The organism is Streptomyces sp. NBC_01232 (genome assembly GCF_035989885.1).
Classification (GTDB): Bacteria; Actinomycetota; Actinomycetes; order Streptomycetales; family Streptomycetaceae; genus Streptomyces.
This window is the reverse complement of the sequence record NZ_CP108518.1, coordinates 1,573,918-1,596,778: the sequence shown is the minus strand read 5'-3', so window position 1 is coordinate 1,596,778 and position 22,861 is coordinate 1,573,918. Positions and strand designations below refer to the sequence as shown.

The window sequence follows — 22,861 nt, the reverse complement described above, 5'->3', positions numbered from 1 at the left end:
TGCGTCAGGCTGGTTTCGTGCGCGGTGATCCTCATCGGGCGTACACACGTGACGGTTGCTGCGCCGCAGGGTCCGGCAGTCCGGGGAACCAGGACCCCAGCGCGGGGCGCAGGTCGTCGAACCACTCGGCGGCCGGGTCGTAGCGTGCGAAGAACTGCCGGCCCACCAGCTGGGGGTCACGGGCCTGCAGCAGACGCAGCGAGAAGACCCGTTCCCCCGCGATGGTGCTGACGGAGTCCAGCAGCACCTTCCCCGGGGCCGCCGACATCACCGGGCCGCGGGCGGTGCGGGCCAGTCCGGAGACCCCGCGGATGGCATCGTTGTAGATGTCCAGCGCCTTGGCGAGGGGGACGCCGAAGTAGCTGCGGGCGCCGGTGTCCCGCTCGACGAACATGTAGTACGGCACGACGCCCAGCTCCACGAGCTGCTGCCACATCGAGGACCACACGTCCGCGCTGTCGTTGACGTGCGCGATCAGGGGTGCCTGGGCACGGATCACCGCGCCGGTCGCACGGACGCGGGCGATGGCCTCCCGTACGACAGGAGTCTCCAGCTCCCTCGGGTGGGAGAAGTGCGCCATCACCGCGACGTGGCGGCCCGCCGCGACGCAGCGCTCCAGCAGGCGCAGGAGGTCGTCGGCATCGGAGTCGGTGGTGAACCTGGCCGGCCAGTAGGAGAGCGCCTTGGTGCCGAAGCGCAGGGTGCGGACGCTGTCCATGGCCGGGTTGAGCAGCGGCTCGATCCAGCGCTTCAGCACCTCCGTCTTCATGATCATCGGGTCGCCGCCGGTGAACAGGACGTCGGTGACCTCGGGATGGGTCGTCAGGTAGCCGGTGAGGTCGGTGGGCGCGCGCAGTGCTTGGCGGAGTTCGGCCACGCCGACGAACTGGGCCCAGCGGAAGCAGTATCCGCAGTACGCGTGGCAGGTCTGGCCCTGCGAGGGGAAGACCAGCAGCGTCTCGGCGTACTTGTGCTGGAGCCCGTCGAGCCTGCGGCCCTCCAGCGTCGGCACATTGGCCTCCAGCTGGTCGCCGGGGTGCGGGTTGAGCAGCTCCTGGGCGTCGGCGGCGGCCTTGCGCAGGACGTCGCGCGGCGCATCGGCGTCGTGCAGCGCCCTGATGCTGTCGAAGATCTCCGGCGGGAGCATGTCGCGGTGCGGGAAGGTGAGCCGGAAGATCGGGTCGTCGGGCGCCGCCGACCAGTCGACGAGTTGGTCGGCGACGTACTCGTTCACCTTGAAGGGCAGGACGGAGGAGACGATTCGCAGGTCGCGCAGGTACTCGTCGGACATGCCGCGGTCGCGAGCGAGCGCCGCCAGGCGTTCGTGGGAGTAGGTCTTCACCCGGAATCCTCAGTGGTCCTCGGCGGCGGGGTGTCCGCCACCTGTCGTGTGCGAGGGCAGCTCGTACGGGGGCAGCCTCAGGCCGTGGTGTGTGAGCTCAACATCAGGAATCGACGCGGGAGCGGGACCAGTCGAAGTCCACCTGGTCGGCCACGCCCATCTGTTCGACCAGCTTGTGCAGTCCGGTGTAGTCGCGGACCAGCCGTCCGCGGCCCGCCTGCGCCTGGCAGTCCGCGAGCATCTCGTGTCCGCCCGCGACGTCCGCGAGGTCGACGATCCGGTGCCAGGTCGAGTAGTCGTTGGCCACGAAGGCGTCCAGCCCCTCCATCAGCATGTCCAGGAAATACCTGCGCTGAGAGGTGTTCAGGTGCGCGTAGACCATCTCCGCGAGCACGTGCGAGATGGACGCGTGGCAGTACTCGTCGCGGTTGTGCAGCGTCGCGGTCGTGCTGTTGATCGGCTGGATCGCGGTGTCCTCGGCGAGCAGGTCGAGGTACGCGTTGATGGATATCTCGGAGACCGTGGCGAAGGCCAGCGTCGTCAGGGACTTCTCCGAGCGCTCCACGGCCTGGTCCCGCAGTTCCTGGTGGACGCGTGCGGTGTGGGAGAGCGGCAGCGCGCTGTCCGGCATGGCGCGGCCCCGGCGGCGGCGGGTCACCGCGCTCGCGTTGAGGTGCATGAGCGTGTGGTACTGCTCGTCGACCATGGCCTGGGCGAGCGACAGGTTGAGCGCTTCCCCGCCGAGGCCCGGATACTCGCCCTCCATGACCAGGGCGAAGGCGGGGTTGGCCACCTTCTGCTCGGCCATGACGGTGTGCCGGTTGTACGCGATCCAGGCCCAGCTGAGCAGTTCGGACTGCTTCTCCGGGCTCAGGGCCCGGTAGGTCGGGTGGTCGTGGAAGGGCAGGATGCGTTCGGGGTAGTCCGCGCGCGCCGGGTCGAAGAGCTCGTCGAGGTCGGGTTCGTCCCGCTTGACGGTGGCCCTGCGGTGCCAGTTCCCGACGAGGCGGCGGATCACGGCGCTCTCCACCGGGTCGTTCGGGTCGAAGTCGGGGACACCCTCGGGAAGCGGGGGGCCCGGGAACTCCTGGTCGGCCGCTTCGTCGGGGCGTCCGGCGGTCGGGGAATCGCCGTTCATCACATTCCTCACAGGGGGCGGTGCCTGTCGGCACGGCTGGTGGTCGGGGCGCCGCCTTCCGGCGGCGGTGGTGGTGCGCGGCGGGGCTCACGACTCCCGGAGCCAGTAGCGCGTGAGGTGGCGCCGTGCGTCGCCGTAGGAGGAGCGGGCGTGCAGCATCCGGTGGTTGTCCCAGACGAGGACCGAGTTCTCCGGGATGAGGACGGAGACCTTGTGCGCGCGGAAGAACGCCTCGGCTCGCACGGCCAGTTCGCGGCCGAGGGCGCCCAGCGGCAGCTCGTCGGCAGGTACGTCGGCGTCGACGGGCGGATCGTAGTGGCCCGCCGTCAGCAGGTTGTAGCTGAACCGGACGACGTCGCGGCCTTCGGGCGTGCGCTCCACCACCGGGCGGTGGACTCCGGCGGTGCCGGTTCCTCCGGTGTTGTGGCCCACCCAGTCGACGCCCTCGCCGTGCACGGCCAGGCGCTCCGCCTCACTGAGGGAGGCGGTGAGGGCGTAGGCGTCGGCCAGCTCCGTGTGTCCGCTGCCGCAGCGGGCCTGGACCCGGCAGTGCAGGGCGAGGTACCGGGGCGGCGGGTTCCAGCCGGGTGCCTCGGTGTGCACCAGGATGGTGTTGGTGCTCTTGGAATAGCGCCGGTCCTCGAAGCCGGGCGCGGCCTTCACCTGGTAGCGCAACTGCCCGTCGTACTGCGGCATCAGGGTGCCGAAGTCGCGCAGGGCGTCGGCGGCCTCCTCGTCGGTGGTGATGTTCTCGAGCAGGGTGTAGCCCTGGTCGAGAAGTTCCTGGGTACGCGGTGTGGTGGCGGTCGTCATGGTCTGCGCTGCTCCATGTCTCTTCCTGGGGTGGGGACGCATGGGACGGGTGCACCGGGAGGGACATGCTGCCCTTGAGAGGAGGCTTCCTGAGGGGAGCGCCCTTGAAGGGAGTTGGGGTCCGGCGCACCGTGAGGAGGCATTCCTCGAGGGATGCGGCCGTGAAGTGGCCGGTGCTCGGCGCGCCCGAGGTGCCGGAGGTGACCGGGGCGTCCGGGGCGTCCGGGGTCACGGGAGACCTACGCGGTCTCCGGGCCGGCGCCGCAGCCGGGGAGGAGGGCCCGGTGTCCGCGCGCGTGCCGGCGGCTCAGGGGTGCCGCGGCGGGTCGGCCGACGCCCGGCCCTGAGTGGTGAAGTGGTGAAGCGGTGCCGGGGCCCGCCCGGTCCGCCGGGAGCCGTGGGCCCGAGCGGCGGTCGTACTCACGGGCCCCGGACCCGAGGAGGGGTGCCGGGGCTCAGTTGCCCCAGGTCACGTCGCTCGGGTCGATGGGACCGGTGCTGCGGTGGAGCGTGCTGCCGGTCGGCACGGTCACCGGGAGCGGACCGTCCGCCCGGATCTGAGAGAGGGACGGCGCGCCGTCCTGGGAGGCCGCCGGGGTGAAGAGGAGGGCGCCGAGCGCGATGAAGCCGGCGGCGACGGTCCTGAGAGTCGGTGTGGATCTCACAGAAAGGGGCCCTTCGTGAATTGCTTTCTGTTCTGGCGGTGGACAACCGACGTTCGCCCGGAAGCGCATTTCCTCTTCCCGCCTCGCCGGTGTACCTACTCTGTCGTCTCGCCGGTGGTGTCGGAAGGGGATACCGGTGGACGGAACATGTCGTGTCCTATCCCGTCCACCGGTGACGGGGAGGCCAGGACGTCCCAGTACTCCGGAACCAGCACCACGCCGCAGGAAGCCAGCCGGAAGGACGCCAGCCGGGAATGGGCGGCGAGCGTACGAATGCAGAGCGCTGCGGCCCGGAGTTCTGCGGCGGCCAAGCGGGGTGCGGTGAGGAAGAGACCGACGACCGGTCCGCCGGGGGCGTCCGGGTGCAGGCTGATGTGTTCCAGGCCGTCGTCGGGGTCGGCGCAGCAGGTGAAGAGAGCTCCCGTCTCCTCGGGCAGCGGCATGTCCGCAGGCCCGTCGAGACGGACATGTACGAGGTACACGGTTCCCCCTTCGTCTCTCGCGCGTAATTGCGTGCTGTGCCGTGCGGTGCGGTGCTGTGTCGTGTTGTGCGGTGCGGTGCCGTGGCTTTGCGTGCCGGGCGCTTCGCGGCACCGGACGTCCGCGGGTGATCCGCCTGCGGAAGCGTCTGTCGGACGGATCGGCGCCAGGCCTGTGGCGGGACGCGGCCAGGGCTCAAGTGTCGTGCAGGGTCCGCTGGCTCGGTTGTACCGAGACCGCAGGGTGCACCACCGGGGTCCCCGTCCTGGTGCGCGCGTTGCTGAGGCCGGATATCGGCCAGGGTAGTTGAGGCCCTTCCGGCCACGGGCCCGCGGGCCGGACGTCCCCCCGAGGTCCGACTGCCCATTGATACACCTCCGACGCAGCCGCGGTGATTCTTTTCCGGACGCAACCGTCACCGGGGCGGACCCCGGTCGCCGGGGCCGTGGTCCCAACCGGGCGCGCCGAGAGGCAACCTGACGTCGCCCTGAGGCATCCCCTCAGGCAGGATCACCGTTGTCCCTCACCGAACACCGCACCGATCCTTCACCACCCGTCCACATACGCGATCATTGACCGGAGTTCCCACCCATGCTGGCTGCGCTTGGACTTGACACGGATACCGAACGCGTCTATCGCGCCATGCTGGCCCATCCCGACGACGGGATAGCCGCACTGTCCCAGCGCCTCAGCCTGCCCGAGGACACGCTGCGCCACTGCCTCGACCGGCTCAGCTCCCTGGCGCTCGTCCGGCCGTCCGGCCAGGCCGACACCGCGTTCCGGGTGATGGGGCCGGAACAGGCCATGAACCTGCTGCTCGCCCGCCAGCAGGCCGAGCTCGCCGCCCACCAGGAGCGCGTCGAGTCCGCTCGGGCCGCAGCCGCGCAACTGGTCGCCGAATGCTCCGCTCTGCGCGGGCCCGCCGCCGGGCTCCGCGCGGAGCAGCTGACCGGCGCGCAGGAGATACGCGCCCGGCTCGCCCGGCTCGCCGCCGGCGTCGAGCACGAGATCATGACCTTCGCTCCGGGCGGCGCGCACACGGAGAGCGACCTCGAGGCCAGTCGCGGGCCGAACGCGGAGCTGCTGGAACGCGGTGTCACCATGCGCACCATCTACCTCGACAGCGTCCGCAACCATCAGCCGACCCTGCGCCACGTCGACTGGCTCCACCAGCACGGCGGCCAGGTCCGTACGGCTCCCAGCCTGCCCATCAGGATGATCATCGCGGACCGGAACGAGGCCGTTCTGCCGCTGGACACCACCGATGCCCAGAGCGGCGCCGTGGTCCTCACCGGCCAGGGCATCACCACGGCCCTGTGCGAGCTGTTCGAGAACACCTGGCAGGCCGCCAGCCCGCTGGGTCCCGCGGTCGAACGCGACACCAACGGGCTGACCCGCCAGCACCACGAGGCTCTTCGGCTGCTCGCCCAGGGGCTCACCGACCAGGCCATCGCCAAGCGGCTCGGAGTGTCCTCCCGTACGGCCCGGCGATTCGCGGCCGAACTGATGGACGCCCTGGGGGCGCGCAGCCGGTTCGCGGCGGGCGTCCATGCGGTCCAGAACGGCTGGCTCCCCCCGAACCGCACCTGACCTGACCTGACCCGGCCCGGCCCGGCCCGGGGCCGCGACCCGCCTCCCTTCGCTTTCCGGGCGCAGAGGGGCGCGGGGGCCGTTCCTGTTCCCGATGTGATCCATGGGGTCCTCCGGGCGTGCGCGAATTCTGTGGAACGCCTCCCGTGCCATCCGCGCGATCCCCAGGGTGTGATCCCCTTGGGGTGAATTCCCGCTGCGCGATTCCCGCCCGCGCGATTCCCGCGTTCGGACAATTCCCGCGCACGGCGGAGCGGTCGTGGTGCGGCTTCTCGTTGGTTAAAGATTCATCAACTCCAGCCGATTCTGTCCCATTTGGTCCGATATATCGCTGGCCCGTGAATGCCATGGCCGCTACCGTCCACATCGAAACGGTTGCCCCGGGATCACTGCCCGTCCCATCGTGTTCTGCGTGTACGGCGCCACGAATTCCGTGAAGAACGGAATTCCGCGGCGTATCGATGTCGCCATCGCGCCTCGATTCCTTTACACGACTTCGGAATCCGAAGAATCCAGAACGCTCGGCAGAGGCGGTTGGCCCGAATGACGAAGGACATCACCACAGCGGCGCCCGTCCAGCCTTCGCCCCTGGCGCTCCGCATTTTCCTCGGCGGACAGAGCGTGTCCCTGATGGGCGACGGCCTCGCGATCCTCGCGATCCCGCTGGTCGTCCTCCAGGTCAGCGGGTCCCCGTACGCCGCGGTGCTGGCCGCCATCCCGCGGACCGTCGGATATCTGCTGGTCGGCCTGCCCGCCGGGGCCCTGGTGGACCGGCTGAACCCCCGCAACGTCATGCTGGCCATGGACGCCGTACGGTTCGGGGTCTTCCTCAGCCTCGCCCTGCTCGCGGCCACCTCGCAGCTGCGCGTCCCGGTGATCCTCGCTCTGGCCTTCGTGGCGGCGGGGGCCGGGGTCTTCTTCGAGACCGCGCTCACGGTGGCGGTGCGGGACCTGGTCGCGGAGGAACGGCTCGTACGCACGAACTCGCTGCTGGAAGCGGCGAATCAGGGCGCACAGATCGTGGGGCCCGGACTGGTCGGTGTGCTGTCGGCGCTCTGGGGCCTCCAAGTGGCCCTGGTGGTCAATGCTTGTACGTTCGCCGTGTCCTTCGCCACCGTCCTGCACGCCCTGCGCGGCAGGAAGCGTACGAACCGGGCCCCCTCCCCGCCGTTGAAGGAAGCGCTGCGCGGGGTGGGTGGGGACCTGGCCGAGGGGTTCCGCTGCCTGCGGTCCCTGCGCGTCGTCCTCCTGGTCACCTGCCTCCAGGCGAGCGCCAACCTGTTCCTCGCCGTCGGCTACCTGCTGGTGTTCTACCTGCGCGACACCCTCCACCTCGGCACCTCCGCGGCGAGTGCCGTCGTCGCCGCGGGCGGTGCGGGCGGGGTGCTCGGGGCGGCGGTGGCGGTCCGGCTCGGCGCCAGGATGCGGCACGAAACGCTGATCGCGCTCAGCGCGGCCGGTCTGGGCGTGGCGCTGGCCTCGCTCGGGGTGGCGACGTCACTGGTTCCGCTGCTGTTGCTGAACCTGCTGCTGGGCTGTTCCACGGTGACCGCGGTGGTGCTGATCCGCTCCCTGCGTCAACGCCTCGTGCCCCGACCCCTGCTGGGCCGGGTGACCGCCACGGCGAAGGTGGCCGCGCTGGCGGCCAGCCCGGTCGGTGCGCTCGCCGGCGGCGCGCTGACGACGATGAACCACGGCGACCCCCGGCCGGTGTTCATGGCAGCCGGCGTACTCAGTGTCCTGACGACCGCTGCTGCCTGGACGTTCGGCCTGCGGGGCGGCACGCACCGTCCACCCGACCCGGCGCAGCGGCCGGGCACGGACCAGCGACCCGCCACCGCTGCCACACCTGACACCTCTGCCCCATCCGCCACGCCCGGTATGGAGAACTCCCGTTCACCCGCCGCGGAGAACTCCACCGCACATGCCATCGAGACCAGCGAAACCAGGGAGACGCCGTGACCAACGGCATCACACAGCACTACCTCGCCACCGTCGACCACCGCTCCACCGGCGAGGCGATCCGCAAGGCCGTCGACTCGCCTCTCCTCAGCACCGGTTACGGCGGAGCGTTCCTCAACCGGCCCCTCTTCCTCGAACACGCGCAGCAGGAAGGCCTGGGGCGCGACCTGTCGGCACTGTTCCGGCTGCTCACCACCCTTCCCGACCGGGTGGCGGACGGTGACCTCGGCCGCTACTGCGAACTCGTGGGGATGACCCGCTCGCAGACCGACGCCGTACGCCGGACGGCAGGCGCCGACCCCGTACCGCTGGGACGGGCCGACCTCTACCACGACGGCGACGGGTTCCGGCTCCTGGAGTTCAACCTCAGCAGCGCTCTCGGCGGCTTCGAGAACGCCGAGATCAACCGGGCGCTGCTCGACGTCCCCGCGGTGGCCGACTTCACGCAGCGCGAGCGCCTGCGGTACGCCGACACGCTGGGCGAGATCGTCCGCGTCATGCTCGATTCCGCCCGCGCGCCCTGGTGGGGCGACCGGCCGTTCGTCGCGATCGTCGACACGCCCGGCAGCTTTGCGGGTCTTGAACGCAGGCTCGGCTTCATGGCCCGGCTGCTGGCGGACCACGGCGTCGACGCGGTGGCCTGCCACACGGGTCAGCTGAAGGAGGAGGGCGGACGGCTGTTCGCCGACGGTCGCCCCGTCGACATCGTCTACCGGTTCTTCATCATCGAGGACCTGCTGGAGGAGCAGGGTGAGATCGACCTCATCGACCCGATCCTGCGCTGCCACGAAGCCGGCGGCGTCACCGTGTTCGCCCCGCTCGACACCGAGATGTACGGCAACAAGCGGGCCCTCGCGCTCCTCGGCGAGGAGCAGGTCAGGGCGACCCTGTCCGGCGGGGACCGGGAACTGGTGGACCGCTTCGTCCCCTGGACGAGACGCCTGCGGCGCGGCCAGGTCGAGGTGGCGGGGGACCACGTCGATCTGGAGTCCTACTGCCTGGACAACCAGGCGTCCCTCGTGCTCAAGCCCAGTCTTCTGCACGGCGGCGCGGGTGTCGCCACCGGCTGGTCGATGAGCCCGGCGCAGTGGCGCGAAGCGCTCGACGACGCCTTCCGGAGCCCGTTTGTCGTACAGCGCAGGGTGGCACCCGCCCCCGAGCCCTTCCCGGACCGGGGGGAGACCGCGTCGCAGGTGCTGAACTGGGGCGTCTTCATGGCCGGTGACCACTACGCGGGGTCCGTGGTGCGCGGGGTGGGCGACCCGGACGTGAGCGTGGTCAGCATGGGGGCGGGTGCGAGGGTCGGCTGCTGCTTCCACCGCGAGGACGAGAGCGGTGCAGTGTGACGCCGCCCGCCGGGGCCACGGCTCCCGAGATCGCGGACATGGCCGGGGCTCTCGGTGAACTCACCCTGCGTCTGGTGGACATACCGTCCGAGAGCGGCGACGAGTCGGCGATCGCCGACTTCGTGGAAGAACGGCTGCGGAAGCTGGACCACCTGGAGGTCGTCCGGCTGGGCCACTGCGTCATCGCCCGCAGCGACCGCGGTCGCCCCGCACGGGTCCTGCTCGCCGGGCACCTGGACACCGTGCGCGCGGCGACGCCGCCCCAGCCCACGGCGCTCGACGGCGACGAGGTGACCGGCCGGGGCGCCGTCGACATGAAGGGCGGCCTCGCGGTGCTGCTCGCACTGGCCGAGCACGCCGTGGCCGAGGCCCGGTACGACTGCACTCTGGTCTTCTACGACCGGGAGGAGTCCGGCAGCCACCTCAGCGGCATGCACCACCTCGCCGCCGGCCACCCCGAACTGCTCCGGGCCGACGCGGCGGTCCTCCTGGAGCCGACCGGAGGCTGGGTGGAACCCGGTTGCCAGGGGAGCCTGCGCGTCCGTGCGTCCTTCCCCGGGCGCGCCGCACACACCGCCCGCCCCTGGCAGGGGACGAACGCGGTGGAGTGGGCCCTGCCCGCCCTGGCACGCTGCGCGGACCACCAGCCGCAGCCCGTGACGCTGGACGGCCTGACCTATCCGCAGGCGCTGCAGATCGTGGGCGTCGAGGCGGGCGGCGACAGCAATGTGGTGCCCGACCGGTGCGTGGTGCATGTCAACTCCCGGTACGCCCCGAACCGCAGCCGCGAGGAGGCCTTCGCGGAGGTGGAGAAGCTGCTCGGCCCGGAGGCCGAGGAACTCGTGATCACGCTGGACTCGCCCGCCGCCCATCCTTCCCTGGAGCATCCGGTGCTGCGTCGGCTGAGCACCCTGGCCGAGGGCAGGGTGCGGCCGAAACTCGGCTGGACCGACGCCGGCCGGCTCGCACAGCTCGGCGTCCCCGCGGCGAACTTCGGCCCCGGAGACCCCGAGCTGGCACACGGCCCCGACGAACGCGTCGGCCGCCGGGAACTCTTCGAGGTCTTCCACCTACTGAAGCAGGTGCTCAGCTCATGACGGCGCCCACACTCGCCCAGCTCGGCCGGCAGCCCGTCCAGCGCGCCTCCCGCGTCCTGGTGACCGATGTGACCCTGCGCGACGGCGGTTACCTGAACGGCCACACCTGGACGGACGAGCAGGCGCACGCGGTCGTCCGCGCCGTCGCCGCCTGCGGAGTCCCCCGCATCGAGGTCGGCTACACGGAAGGTTTCGTCCCGGACGTCCGGCGCACCGGGGAAGCACCGGGCAACCGAGGCGGCGGTTCCCCCTCGGCGGAACTGCTCGGCGCCCTCGTCGACGCTGCCTCGCCCGCCACCGTCCTGATGATGGTGAAACCCTTCGCCGGCGCCCCGGACTGGAACGCCCTGGCCGCCTGCGGCGTGGGAGGGGTGCGTTTCCCGCTCCCCGTGACCCGCGTCGACGAGGCAGCAGCGCTGCTGGCCGGGGCTCGGGAGGCAGGGCTGGAGGCGGTCGTCAACCTGATCCGGGTCAGCGCCCACCCCCTCGACCTGACGGTGGCAGCAGCCGTCCGCGCCACCGAGCTGGGGGCGCAGGCGCTGTACGTCGCCGACTCCAACGGCAGCCTCACCCCCGACGCCGTAGGGGAGTTGATGCGTGCGCTGCACTCGTCGGTGCCGGTTCCGCTCGGTTTCCACGCCCACGACAACCTGCGGCTGGCCTTCGCCAACACCCTGGCCGCGCTCGCGGCAGGCGCCGTACATGTGGACGCCTCCTTCGCCGGTCTCGGCAAGGGCGGCGGAAACCTCGTACTGGAACTGCTCCTCGGCGCCCTGCGGTCGGCCGGCCGCGACGACCTCATGCTCCGGCCGCTGGCCCCTCTCGCGCAGATCCTGGAGGCGGAGACGGCAGTGAAGCGCAGCCAGGAGCAGGGCGCGTGGGCGGCCGGCCTGCTCGACCTGGACATGGAGCGCGCGGTCCCCGTCTTCGACCTGCCGCTCGACGAGGTCCTCGCCTTCGTCGATTCCCCGGCGGCGCGCCGATAGCCCGGGCGCGTCCCTCACCCCAGTACCTTCCCGACCCCCGCCCCTTCCCCCGTATCGGAGTTGACATGACCGGTTTTGTGGACGATCTCGACCAGATGATCCGCGCGCGGCGCAAGATGACCAGCCCGCTGTACCGGACGATCCTGGCGGGCCGGGCGTCGCAGCCGCTCCTCGCCGGATTCGTACGCCACCGCTGGCCGATCAAGAACATGTGGACCCGCAACATCCTGGGCATCGCCTCCGGTGTCGAGGACCACCGGCTGCGCGCCTCCCTCGTGGAGAACGTGTACGAGGAGGAGACGGGCGCCCTCAGCCGCAGCAAGCGCCACCTGGAGACGTTCGCCGACTTCGGCGCCGCCGTGGGTGTGGATCGCGACTCGCTCACCACGGACGACCCCCGGCCGGAGACCAGGGCCGTGATCGACCACAACATCTCGGTGTGCAACTCCTCCGAAGCGCACTTCACGGCAGGCGTCGCCTCCGTGCTGCTGCTCATGGAGGGCCAGCCCCCCATCGTCGACGAGCAGGGCGGCAGCATGCTCGCGGTGATGCGCGACGTGTATCAACTCCCCTCCAGCGGACTGGAGTTCTTTGTGCATCATGCCTCCGCCGACGAGGGGGCCGACGGGGTGAGCGAGCTGGAGGACGAGCATGCCGAGGCGGCGCGCGAGCTGCTGCGCCGCTACTGCACGACCGAAGAACTGCGCGAAGCGGCGCGTGACGCACTGGCGCGGGCACTCGAACTGCGCCACCGGCACTTCGACATGATCCTCGCGACGTCGTACGACCCCGCCGAGCAGCCCTTCCGGTACGAGGCGGACGCCGCGCATGCCACCGTCTGACGCGCTGCCCGGAGCCCCGCAAGGCGCGCTGCCCGGCCCTGCGGATGTCTCACCGCTCGGCGCTCCGCAAAGCCCTCCGCAAAGCCCTCCGCAAGGCGCCCCGCCCTCGGACACGGTCTTCCACGCCGGGCGCCTGGTCCCCGCCCACGAGGCAACCCTGCGGGTGGACAGCATGGCCCTGCGCTACGGGCTGTCCGTCTTCGAGGGCGTCCGGGTCTACCGCCTGGCCGGCGGCGGGGTCCGCCCCTGGCTGCTGCCCCAGCACCTCGATCGGCTGCGCGCGTCCCTGTCCGCCATGCTGCTGCCCGACCCGGGGGTCGACGAGATCCCCGGCATCGTCGCGGAACTCACCGCCCGCAACGGCATCACGGACGACGCCTACTGCCGGATCAGCGTCAGCGCAGAAGGGCCGGGACTGATCGGTGACGAGGTCAAAGGGGTGCTGAGCGTCACCCTGCGTCCCATGGGCCGCAAACGCTGGCTCAACGGCGCCGACGGCATGCGGCTCGGTGTGAGCCGGTGGCAGCGGCCGTCCGCCGCCGTACTGCCGACGCACGCCAAAAGCATCGCCCAGTACGCCGGTTCACGCATCGCCCTGGCCGAGGCGAAGGCCGCAGGGTACGACGCGTGCCTGCTGACCACGCCCGAAGGCAGGGTGGCCGAGGCTCCGACCGCGACCCTGTGCGCGGTGCACGGCGGCGCGCTCAGCACGCCGCCGCTCACCGACGGCGTACTGCCCGGGGTGACACGGGCCTGGGTCCTCGCCGCGTGCCGCGACCTGGGGATCGAGGCGCAGCCGCGCAGCACGGACGTGGCGCGGCTGCGCGCGGCGGACGAGGTGTTCCTGTGCGGCACGGGCCTGGAGTTCGCCCCGGTGCGCGCGCTCGACTCGGTGACCGTGCCGGACTGGGAGCGCCGCCCGGTCATGTCCCGGCTGGCCGAGAAGTATTTCGCCGAGGTCCGGGGCGAGACCCGGGCCACCGAGGTGCGCTGGAGTTCCGTTGATTGACTGGATCCGGACGGGTACGGCGATGGCGGAGCTGGCGAGGGACCCGCAACAGGCCTTGGCCGTCACCGCCGAGGAGGTGGCGGCCGGGCCGCCGCTGCGCAACCGGCACTTCGCCCTGTCGCCGACCGCCCTCTTCCTCGAGGGGCCCCGCGCGCGAGCGCACGCATCGCGGGTCGAGTCCTATGTCGCCCTGCTGGACAAGGTGCTCGCCCTGTACCGGTCGGACGCGCGAGTGCGGGCGTTCTTCGGCCTCCCCACCGCTGCCGAGCGGCTGATACACGCGGGTGAGGAGTCTTTGGACCGGGTCACGGTCGCGCGGATCGACGGCTATCTGGACCTGGTGTCCGACCGGCTGCGCGTCCTGGAGAACAACGCGGACGCCCCGGCCGGAGCCGTCTTCACCCCCCGCATCAACACCGCGGTGGACGTCGTCCACCGCAGGCTGGGGCTGGACGGGGGCGCCGACGGCGCGTACCCCTTCCGCGACGACCGCGCCTTCGCCTCGCTGCTCCTGGAGGAGGCCCGGCGCCACGCCTCCTCCGTGGCGGCCCCCCGGATCGCGGTGCTGCAGCCCCGGGACGCCGTCGGTGCCGAATCCGCCGAGCTGGTCGCGCAGTTGTGCTCCCTGGGCGCCACCGCCTTCCTGGCCGACCCCCGGGACCTGGAGGTGAGCGGCCGACAGGTGGGCTTCGCCGGCCGCCAGGCCGACCTGTGCTGGAACAAGGTGAACACCGTGCTGTGGCAGCGGCTCGTGGAGTCGTCGCCCGCCCTGGTCGACCTCTGGTGCCGGGCGCTGGCCTCCGACGGGTTCCTGCACCTCAACTCCATGGCGTCCCGCTACGTGGCGGAGAACAAGGTGGCCCTCGCCCTGGTGCAGACCCCGGGCTTCACGGAGCACTTCGACACCGCCGAGCGCGCCCTGGTGGCGGAACTCCTCCCGTGGTCCCGCTCCCTGCGCGCCTGCACCGATCTGCCGGACGAGGCGGAGATCCGCGCCCGCGCCCCGGAGTTCGTCATCAAGGAGCCCTACGACATCAGGGGCGACGGGGTCCTGGTGGGCCGCTCGGCCCGCGCGGACGACTGGGCCGCGGCCGTCGCGCGGGGCGGGCGGGAAGGGTTCCTCCTCCAGGAGTACGTGCCCCCGGTCGGCGTTCCCGTCCTGTGCGAGGACGGCAGGACCGTACCCATGGCCGTGAGCCTGGACTCGTTCGTCTGGGCAGGTCGTTTTGTCGGATTCGGATCCAAGGCGTCGACCTCGGACCGGGTGAACGTGTTCCAGGGCGGACGGAAGTTGTCGGTACGAGTGTCAGGAGACCTGCCATGACCAGAGCCGCGGAAGCAAGGGCGGTCGCGGAGGCCACGGAAGCCGCAGCAGCCGAATCCGGCACGGCGGTACCGGCCGGCCTCACCGCCACCGACACCGCGGCGGTCAGCGACGCCCTGGACATGCTGGGGATCGACGGCTGCCTTCCGGGTCTGCGCCATCTGTCGGGCCGTGGTTTCGTGGCCGGGCCCGCCTTCACGCTTCGCTACGAGCCCGTGGACGAGGGCGAGCCGGGGCCCGCCGGCGACTTCCTCGACGACGTGCCCCCGGGGTCCGTCGTCGTCATCGCCAACGAGGGCCGGACCGGGGCCACGGTCTGGGGCGACGTCCTGAGCCGCGTCGCCCGGCACCGCGCGGTGGCGGGGACCGTCATCGACGGCGTGTGCCGGGACATCGGTGGCTCCCGCGCGGTGGGGTACCCGGTGTGGGCGCGGGGCGTGTTCATGCGCTCGGGGAAGAACCGCGTACGGCTGCGCGCGGTGGGTTCCACCGTCGAGGTCTGCGGCGTCGCAGTCGCGCACGGGGATCTGGTCTGCGCGGACGAGTCGGGTGTGGTCGTGGTGGACCGCCGACAGGCCGAGCGGGTCGCGGAGTTGGTGGCGGACATCAGGGAGCGCGAGGAGCGGATCGTCACCGCCGCGCTGGCGGGCCGTTCGCTGGCCGCCGCCCGAAGGGAGTTCGGGTACCACGGGCTGGCCCGGCCGGTGGAGAGCAAGCCCTGGCAGCCGTAAGAGGCAGCCCGGCAACCGTGACAAACAAGCCCCAACAGGAGAGAGTCCATGCTCATTCATGACCTCGTCGTGCACCCGCGCCGCGTACCGCTGCGCGTCCCGTACAGGTCGGTGGTGCGCGGCACCGTCCGCGAGGCCCGGGTCACCCTGGTCGAGCTCGTCTACGGGGACGGGCGCTCCGCGTGGGGCGAGGCCGTCTCCATGCCCGCGGTGACCGGTGAGACGCCGGAGAGCGCGGCCGCGCTCCTGCACGGCCCGCTGCGCGAGGCCGTCGTCGGTCGGCGGGTCGAGGACCTGGGGGAGAACTGCGCCCGGGTCGACCGCTGCACGGCGGGCAACGGCGGGGCGAAGGCCGGCGTGGAGATCGCCCTGCACGACGCCTTCGCCCAGATGCTCGAGATCCCCGTGTTCCGTCTGCTGGGCGGATCGCAGAAGGAGTTGGAGACCGGCATCACGGTGGGGCTCGGCACAGCCGACGAGATGGCAGAGCGGGCGCACGGACTGGTGGCGGACGGCTTCACCGCCCTGAAGCTGAAGGTCGGCCACGCCGTCGAACTCGACGTCCGGCGCGTCGAGGCGGTCCGGCAGGCGGTGGGCCCGGGCATCCGGCTGCGCCTGGACGCCAACCAGGGCTGGACCGCCAAGGAGGCCGTGCGGGCGGTCCGGCGCCTGGAGGACGGCGGCGCGGACATCGAACTGATCGAACAGCCGGTCGCGGCCCGGGACCTCGGCGCGCTCCGGTTCGTACGGGAGCGCGTCGCCACCCCGGTGGTCGCCGACGAGAGCGTGCTGAGCGCGCGGGACGCCTTGGAGGTCGTACGGCACGAGGCGGCCGACGTGCTGAGCGTGAAGCTGCAGGAGTGCGGCGGCATCCGCAACGTGCTCCGGATCATCTCCATCGCCGAGGCGGCCGGTCTGGGCTGCATGGTGGGCTGCTCCCTGGAGACGGAGATCTCCGTTACCGCCGCCGCGAGCGTGGTGTCGGCGCGCTCCGCGGTCACGTACGTCGACCTGGACGCGCCCCTGTGGCTGGGCGCCTCCCCGGTGCGTGGCGGGGCCACCTACCGGGGGCCGGCCCTGGACCTTCCGACAGGGCCCGGCCTGGGCGTGAGCGGGCTTCTGCCGCCCCCGCAGAACTGACTCCGCCCGCCCCGCCCCCCTCCTCCACCCAGCCCCTTCCCTCCCTCCAGACCAAGGAGAAACGTCATGGCGCGGCTTCTGATGCTCGGTGCGGGCATCGACATCTACCGCAAGTACATCCTGGAAACCCTGCATGCCCGCGGGGACGACGTGGCACTGATCGACACCGTGCCGCGGCCTTGGACCGAGCCCTTCGTCCGCGCGGGCGTCAAGGTGGATCTGCGGGACCGGGACGCGGTCGGCGAGGCGGCCCTGTCGCTGCACAGGGACGCGCCCTTCGACGGCGTACTGACCTACGACGAGGCGCAGGTGGAGCTGACGGCGTATGTCGCGGCACTGCTGGGGCTGCCCGGGCTGTCGCCCGGGGCGGCGGCGCGGTGCCGGGACAAGCGGGCGATGCGGGCCGCCTTCGAGGCCGCCGGTGTGCCGTCGGCCCGCAGCGTGCTCGTCGACGACGCGGAGGGCGCCGCGGCCGCCGCCGCAGGACTCGGCTACCCGGTGGTGGTCAAGCCCCGCAACCTGGGCGGCAGCATCGGGGTCGTCCGCGCCGACGACGAGCGCGAACTGCGCGCGGTGTTCAAGGTCGCGGCGGAGGCCGGTTTCGCGCGCATCGACCCGGAGCCGGGGGTGCTGGTCGAGCAGTACCTCGACGGACCGGAGTACAGCGTGGAGTCCGTCGTCAGGGACGGCCGGGTGCTCGTCTGCGGGATCACGGACAAGACGGTGGGGTTCGCGCCCTACTTCGAGGAGCTGGGGCACGTCTGCCGGGCCCCGGGGACAGGGCCCCACGACCAGCAGCTCATCGATACGGCGGTAGCCGCCCACCGCGCCCTCGGCATCACCGTCGGCGCCACCCACAGTGAGCTCAGGATGACCGCGGACGGACCTCGGATGATCGAGGTGGCGGCGCGGCTTGGCGGCGACCAGATCCCGTACGTCCACCGGCTGGCCTCGGGCGTCGACATGGTCGCCCTCACCGTGGAGGCGCTGACCGGCGGTGCCGGGACGGAGAGTGACCGGACGGAGAGTGCCCGGACGCAGAGTGCCCGGGCCGAGGCGGACGCGGACCTCTGGGCGGACACCGACCCCGGCCGGGTCCGCCCGGGAGTCGCCGGGATCCGGATGCTCTACCCGCAGCACGACGGTGTGGTCCGCGCGCTCGGGGCACCCGAACCCGCCGGCCACCTCTGGCACGAGATGGTCTGGCACGTGGAGGAAGGGCGGCACGTCCAGCTGCCCCCGCGCGGCTTCCTCAGCAGGCTGGGCCACGTCATCGCGCGGGCGGACGACGAACGGCAGCTGCGGGTGCGTCTCGATGCCGCCGTCGCGTCCCTGCGTATCGAAATCGAGGCAGCACCGGCACCGGGCGACCTTGCCTGAGGAGACCGATGCGCCGGAGCTGCCGCCACCATCGGTAGGGGCACGTTGCGCCGGTGGTTCACCTCCTGCGCCCGACACAGTGGGGCGCAGATCTCCGCTGTCACTCTGCGCAACTTCCCACATGGGGCCGGGCATCGTGGCGCGGAGGATCCACGAGCTGCCGGGGGAGCGGCAGTTCCGGGGCTCGAGCTCGAACTCCCCGGATTCCCCAGGCGGTCCAGAGGGGGCCGGCCCGGGGGAGAGTGCCCGCTGGTGTCCCGAGGATGTAAAGGATGCGGCGCCGTATAGCCTGGGAAAATGCTGACCGAAGTCACAGCGACCCGTTACGTCACGCCCCTGCGTGAGGGCGGCTCGCTCCCGGGAATCGTCGAGGCCGACGATCTCGGTACCTACGTCATGAAATTCACCGGAGCGGGCCAGGGCCGCAAGACCCTGGTCGCCGAGGTCATCTGCGGCCGGCTGGCCCAGCGGCTGGGGCTGAGGGTCCCGCGGCTGGTGCAGATGCAGCTCGACCCCGTGATCGGGCTCGGCGAGCCCGATCAGGAGGTCCAGGAGCTGCTCAAGGCCAGCGGCGGGCTCAACCTCGGCATGGACTACCTGCCCGGCTCGATCGGCTTCGACCCGCTCGCCTACCAGGTGGACCCGGTCGAGGCGGGTCGCGTGGTCTGGTTCGACGCCCTCATCAACAACGTCGACCGGTCCTGGCGCAACCCGAACATGCTCGTCTGGCACGGGGACGCCTGGCTCATCGACCACGGCGCCACCATGATCTGGCACCACAACTGGCCCACCGCCGCGGCCGCGGCCGCCAAGCCGTACAACGCCTCCGACCACGTACTGGCCCCCGTGGGCCCGGACATCGCCGCCGCGGCCGCCGCGCTCGCGCCGCTGGTGACCGAGGAACTCCTCACGGAGGTCGCCGCCGACGTCCCCGACGAATGGCTGGTCGACGAGCCGGGCTTCGACACCACCGACGCGCTGCGCCGCGCCTATGCGGAGGTGTTGCTGCCGCGCGCGGCCACGATCCACGAGAGGATCTCCATGGAGGCCGAGGTGAAGGCGCCCGCCGGACCGCCCGGCTGGCTCACCGACCACCTGCCCGAATGGCCCCACAAGACGCACCGGAAGAAGAGCGACAGCGAGTGACCAAGCGGGACGTGTTCGAGTACGCGCTGGTGCGCGTGGTGCCCCGGATGGAACGGGGCGAGTGCTTCAACGCCGGTGTGATCGTCTACTGCCGGGCGCACACGTACGTCGCCGCGCGCACCCACCTCGACGAGGCAAAGCTCCTCGCGCTGGACCCCGGGGCCGACGTGGCCGGGGTACGGGCCGCGCTGCGCGGGGTCGAGGGCGTGTGCAGCGGCGGAGCCGATGCGGGACAGGCGGCCGGTGACGATGCGGGACGGCGGTTCCGCTGGCTGATCGCCCCGCGCAGCACCGTGGTGCAGCCGGGCCCGGTGCACACCGGCCTGACGGCCGATCCGGCGGCGGAGGTGGAGCGGCTGCTGGACCTGCTGGTCCGCTGACGAGGGTCCGGGGGCTCCGCCCCCGGACTCCCGCACGTCCCACACCGGCCGGGCCGTTCCGCGTGGCGTTGACACCGGGTGCCAGGGCTCCTAGCGTCTCCTCAGCTGAAGCTACTAAGCGGTTGCTCACCTCTGGGCGGCCGTCTCTCTAGGGCGAGGAGATCCAGCATGTCCACCACCGAGCAGCGCGTCGCGATCGTGACCGGAGGGGCCCGGGGCATCGGCGCGGCCACCGCCGTACGCCTGGCCGCCGAGGGCCGCGCCGTCGCCGTACTCGACCTCGACGAGGCGGCCTGCAAGGACACCGTCGAGGCCATCACGGCGGCCGGCGGCAAGGCCCTGGCGGTCGGCTGCGACGTCTCCGACGGGGCGCAGGTGGAGGCTGCCGTCGCGCGCGTCGCGAGCGAGCTCGGCGCCCCGACCATCCTGGTCAACAATGCGGGTGTGCTGCGCGACAACCTGCTGTTCAAGATGAGCGAGACCGACTGGGACACGGTCATGAACGTGCACCTGCGCGGCGCCTTCCTGATGTCCAAGGCCTGTCAGAAGTACATGGTGGAGGCCAAGTTCGGCCGCATCGTGAACCTCTCCAGCAGCTCGGCGCTCGGCAACCGCGGCCAGGTCAACTACTCCGCCGCGAAGGCCGGTCTGCAGGGCTTCACCAAGACCCTCGCCATCGAGCTCGGCAAGTTCGGCGTCACCGCCAACGCCGTCGCCCCCGGGTTCATCGTCACCGAGATGACCGCCCAGACGGCCGCCCGCGTCGGCATGGGCTTCGAGGACTTCCAGGCGGCCGCCGCCACCCAGATCCCGGTCCAGCGCGTCGGCCGTCCGGACGACATCGCCAACGCCATCGCCTTCTTCACCGGCGAGGCCGCGGGCTTCGTCTCCGGCCAGGTCATGTACGTGGCCGGCGGCCCGCTCAGCTGACGAGTCCACGAGAGGCAGGGCGCAGACATGACGTACAGCGGTATCGACAGCGGCAGGGTCGCACTGATCACCGGAGCGAGCCGGGGCATCGGCTACGGCATCGCGGAGGCGCTGGTCGCCCGCGGTGACCGGCTCTGCATCACCGGGCGCAACGAGGAGGCCCTCAAGGAGGCCGTCGAGCGCCTCGGTGCGGACCGGGTGATCGGGGTCGCCGGCAAGGCGCACGACGAGGCCCACCAGGCCATCGCCGTCGAGCGCACGATGGAGGCCTTCGGCCGCGTCGACTTCCTGGTGAACAACGCGGGCACGAATCCGGTCTTCGGGCCGATCGCGGACCTGGACCTCGGGGTCGCGCGGAAGGTCTTCGAGACCAACGTGATCTCGGCGCTCGGCTTCGCCCAGCGGACCTGGCACGCGTGGCAGAAGGACAACGGCGGGGCGATCGTGAACATCGCCTCCATCGCCGGCGTCTCCGCCTCGCCCTTCATCGGCGCGTACGGGATGAGCAAGGCCGCCATGGTCAACCTCACCCTCCAGCTCGCGCACGAGATGGCGCCCGGGGTCCGGGTGAACGCGATTGCCCCCGCGGTGGTCAGGACGAAGTTCGCGCAGGCGCTCTACGAGGGCCGCGAGCAGGAGGCCGCGGCGGCCTATCCGCTCGGCCGGCTGGGGCTCCCGGAGGACATCGGCGGGGCGGCGGCCTTCCTCACATCTGCACAAGCGGAATGGATCACCGGGCAAACTCTCGTCGTCGATGGCGGGATGTTCCTCAATGCCGGGGTCCACTGACCGATAATCGGACGAATTTGCCTCCAAAAGGGAGGTGAATGCGTACCGAATATGCACGGAACCGGTCAAGTGCCTCACGAAACCAACCCATTGGATTCGTGGGGCACTGCGGTAGGGTCTGCCGCACCCCTGGCTGATCGAGGAGCGTGCACGTGTTCAACCGGACCAGATGCCTGCAGATCACTGCGGCCCTTGCGTCCATATCCCTGCTCGCCGGATGCGGCCTGCTGTCGGAGGACGACGGCGACGATAAGAAGAGGATCGTTGTCGGTACCACGAGCGCACCGAGCACCCTCGATCCCGCGGCTGCGTGGGACGGCTCCTGGGAGCTGTACCGGAACGTCTACCAGACCCTGCTGGCCTTCCCGACGGGTTCCAGCAAGCCCCAGCCGGACGCGGCCCAGAGCTGCGAATTCACCGACGCTGCGAGCCAGGCCTACCGGTGCACCCTGCGCAAGGGCCTGAAGTTCTCCAACGGCGAGCCGCTCGACGCCAAGGCGGTCAAGCACTCCCTCGACCGGATCAGGACCATCGGCTCCAAGGTCGGCCCGAAGGACCTCTTCGGCACCCTCGACAAGATCGAGACCCCGGACGCGGCGACGGTCGTCTTCCACCTGAACACCTCGGACGCCACCTTCCCCTACGTCCTCGGCTCGCCCGCGGCCTCCCTCGTCGCGCCCAAGGACTACCCGGCCGACAAGGTCCGCGAGGGCGACAAGATCACCGGGTCGGGCCCGTACGTGCTCGACTCGTACAAGGAGGGCGCCGAGGCGGTCCTCACCAAGAACCCGAACTACACCGGCTTCGCCGACCGGCGTAACAACGGGGTGACCATCCGCTACTTCGCGGACTCCCCGAAGATGGTCTCGGCGCTGAAGTCCAAGGAGGTCGACGCCACCTACCGAGGCCTGACGGCCGCGGAGATCACGGACCTCCAGACCCCCGCGGCCCAGGCCCAGGGCGTCCAGGTCGTCGAGAACGTCGGCGCCGAGATCCGCTACCTGGTCTTCAACCCCAAGGACCAGACGGTCGCCAAGCTCGCGGTCCGCCAGGCCATCGCCCAGATCGTCGACCGCGGCGCGCTCGTCTCCAAGGTCTACCAGGGCACCGCCGAGCCGCTGTACTCGATGGTCCCCAAGGGCGTCGTCGGCCACAAGACGCCCTTCTACGACAAGTACGGCGCCGCGGACGTCGCCAAGGCCCGCAAGATCCTCAAGGACGCCGGGATCACCACGCCCGTCGACCTGACCTTCTGGTACACCACCGACCGGTACGGTTCGTCCACCGCCGACGAGTTCACCGAGCTCAAGCGGCAGCTGGACGAGAGCAACCTCTTCCGGATCACCCTGCGCAGCCAGCCCTGGAAGACCTTCCAGACCGGCTACAAGAGCGGCGAGTACCCGATCTTCGGCCGTGGCTGGTTCCCCGACTTCCCGGACCCGGACAACTTCATCGCACCGTTCGTCGGCAAGGAGAACGCGGTCGGCACCGCGTACGAGGCCAACGAGATCCTGACCGAGCTGCTGCCCAAATCGCGCCGCGAGAGCGACCGCTCGGCCGGCGTCCAGCAGTTCGAGCGGGCGCAGCAGATCTTCGCCGACGACGTCCGGCTGCTGCCCCTGTGGCAGGGCAAGCTGCACGTCGCGGCACGTGAGGACATCGCGGGCTCCGAGCGTGCGCTGGACCCGCAGACCGTCATGCAGATGTGGGAGTTCTACCGCAAGACCAGCTGGTAGGACCGGCACCGGTGCGTCGGCCGCCCTGGGCGGCC

The 22,861-nt window shown here is 71.2% G+C and carries 21 protein-coding genes; 16 read left to right on the top strand and 5 right to left on the bottom strand.

Annotated features, from left to right (window positions below; all coding sequences use genetic code 11):
• Window positions 1–31: 31 nt before the first annotated feature.
• The 5 genes from OG444_RS07525 to OG444_RS07505 form a co-directional block, all read right to left on the bottom strand.
• Window positions 32–1,342 (bottom strand): KamA family radical SAM protein, encoded by a 1,311-nt coding sequence (locus OG444_RS07525; protein ID WP_327261405.1) that lies wholly within the window; start codon window positions 1,340–1,342, stop codon window positions 32–34.
• 103 nt (window positions 1,343–1,445) lie between these two features.
• Window positions 1,446–2,480: an AurF N-oxygenase family protein gene (locus OG444_RS07520; RefSeq protein ID WP_327261404.1), complete on the bottom strand. Its 1,035-nt coding sequence runs from the start codon at window positions 2,478–2,480 to the stop codon at window positions 1,446–1,448.
• Window positions 2,481–2,567: 87 nt separating this feature from the next.
• The gene (locus OG444_RS07515) at window positions 2,568–3,293 is read right to left on the bottom strand and encodes a TauD/TfdA family dioxygenase (protein WP_327261403.1); all 726 of its coding nucleotides are present in this window, start codon (window positions 3,291–3,293) and stop codon (window positions 2,568–2,570) included.
• A gap of 455 nt (window positions 3,294–3,748) precedes the next feature.
• On the bottom strand, window positions 3,749–3,958 hold the full coding sequence (locus OG444_RS07510) for a hypothetical protein (protein ID WP_327261402.1): 210 nt from the start codon (window positions 3,956–3,958) through the stop codon (window positions 3,749–3,751).
• Between the two features lie 95 nt (window positions 3,959–4,053).
• On the bottom strand, window positions 4,054–4,440 hold the full coding sequence (locus tag OG444_RS07505) for a hypothetical protein (protein ID WP_327261401.1): 387 nt from the start codon (window positions 4,438–4,440) through the stop codon (window positions 4,054–4,056).
• A 589-nt stretch (window positions 4,441–5,029) separates the two neighbouring features.
• On the opposite strand from OG444_RS07505, the gene OG444_RS07500 reads away from it, so the two are divergent.
• The 16 genes from OG444_RS07500 (at window position 5,030) to OG444_RS07425 (ending at window position 22,826) form a co-directional block, all read left to right on the top strand.
• The gene (locus OG444_RS07500; RefSeq protein ID WP_327261400.1) at window positions 5,030–6,028 is read left to right on the top strand and encodes a helix-turn-helix transcriptional regulator; all 999 of its coding nucleotides are present in this window, start codon (window positions 5,030–5,032) and stop codon (window positions 6,026–6,028) included.
• 543 nt (window positions 6,029–6,571) lie between these two features.
• The gene (locus OG444_RS07495) at window positions 6,572–7,990 is read left to right on the top strand and encodes an MFS transporter (RefSeq protein ID WP_327261399.1); all 1,419 of its coding nucleotides are present in this window, start codon (window positions 6,572–6,574) and stop codon (window positions 7,988–7,990) included.
• Window positions 7,987–9,336 (top strand): hypothetical protein, encoded by a 1,350-nt coding sequence (locus OG444_RS07490; protein WP_327261398.1) that lies wholly within the window; start codon window positions 7,987–7,989, stop codon window positions 9,334–9,336. Before OG444_RS07495 ends, OG444_RS07490 begins: the two co-directional genes overlap by 4 nt.
• The gene (gene dapE, locus OG444_RS07485) at window positions 9,333–10,433 is read left to right on the top strand and encodes a succinyl-diaminopimelate desuccinylase (protein WP_327261397.1); all 1,101 of its coding nucleotides are present in this window, start codon (window positions 9,333–9,335) and stop codon (window positions 10,431–10,433) included. Before OG444_RS07490 ends, dapE begins: the two co-directional genes overlap by 4 nt.
• Complete coding sequence (locus OG444_RS07480) at window positions 10,430–11,419, top strand: hypothetical protein (RefSeq protein WP_327261396.1); 990 nt, start codon at window positions 10,430–10,432, stop codon at window positions 11,417–11,419. The genes dapE and OG444_RS07480 overlap by 4 nt, the downstream gene beginning before the upstream one ends.
• Before the next feature lie 65 nt (window positions 11,420–11,484).
• Window positions 11,485–12,261 (top strand): TenA family transcriptional regulator, encoded by a 777-nt coding sequence (locus tag OG444_RS07475; RefSeq protein WP_327261395.1) that lies wholly within the window; start codon window positions 11,485–11,487, stop codon window positions 12,259–12,261.
• 172 nt (window positions 12,262–12,433) lie between these two features.
• On the top strand, window positions 12,434–13,270 hold the full coding sequence (locus tag OG444_RS07470) for an aminotransferase class IV (RefSeq protein ID WP_327266690.1): 837 nt from the start codon (window positions 12,434–12,436) through the stop codon (window positions 13,268–13,270).
• On the top strand, window positions 13,263–14,594 hold the full coding sequence (locus OG444_RS07465; protein ID WP_327261394.1) for a hypothetical protein: 1,332 nt from the start codon (window positions 13,263–13,265) through the stop codon (window positions 14,592–14,594). The genes OG444_RS07470 and OG444_RS07465 overlap by 8 nt, the downstream gene beginning before the upstream one ends.
• Window positions 14,591–15,325 (top strand): RraA family protein, encoded by a 735-nt coding sequence (locus tag OG444_RS07460; RefSeq protein ID WP_327261393.1) that lies wholly within the window; start codon window positions 14,591–14,593, stop codon window positions 15,323–15,325. Before OG444_RS07465 ends, OG444_RS07460 begins: the two co-directional genes overlap by 4 nt.
• 48 nt (window positions 15,326–15,373) lie before the next feature.
• Window positions 15,374–16,465, top strand: coding sequence for a dipeptide epimerase (locus OG444_RS07455; protein WP_327261392.1), 1,092 nt, complete (start codon window positions 15,374–15,376; stop codon window positions 16,463–16,465).
• A 66-nt stretch (window positions 16,466–16,531) separates the two neighbouring features.
• Window positions 16,532–17,845, top strand: coding sequence for an ATP-grasp domain-containing protein (locus tag OG444_RS07450; protein WP_327261391.1), 1,314 nt, complete (start codon window positions 16,532–16,534; stop codon window positions 17,843–17,845).
• Window positions 17,846–18,142: 297 nt separating this feature from the next.
• Window positions 18,143–18,991 carry a HipA family kinase gene (locus tag OG444_RS07445; RefSeq protein ID WP_327261390.1) on the top strand — a complete coding sequence of 283 codons (849 nt, stop codon included), beginning with the start codon at window positions 18,143–18,145 and terminating at the stop codon, window positions 18,989–18,991.
• A complete protein-coding gene (locus OG444_RS07440; protein WP_030718859.1) occupies window positions 18,988–19,371 on the top strand; it encodes a DUF3037 domain-containing protein in 384 nt (127 codons plus the stop codon). The genes OG444_RS07445 and OG444_RS07440 overlap by 4 nt, the downstream gene beginning before the upstream one ends.
• Before the next feature lie 168 nt (window positions 19,372–19,539).
• Window positions 19,540–20,301 (top strand): 3-oxoacyl-ACP reductase FabG, encoded by a 762-nt coding sequence (fabG, locus tag OG444_RS07435; protein ID WP_327261389.1) that lies wholly within the window; start codon window positions 19,540–19,542, stop codon window positions 20,299–20,301.
• A 27-nt stretch (window positions 20,302–20,328) separates the two neighbouring features.
• Entirely contained in the window at window positions 20,329–21,090 is a 762-nt protein-coding gene (locus OG444_RS07430) for an SDR family oxidoreductase (RefSeq protein WP_327261388.1), read from the top strand.
• A 152-nt stretch (window positions 21,091–21,242) separates the two neighbouring features.
• On the top strand, window positions 21,243–22,826 hold the full coding sequence (locus OG444_RS07425; protein WP_327261387.1) for an ABC transporter substrate-binding protein: 1,584 nt from the start codon (window positions 21,243–21,245) through the stop codon (window positions 22,824–22,826).
• Window positions 22,827–22,861: the final 35 nt, after the last annotated feature.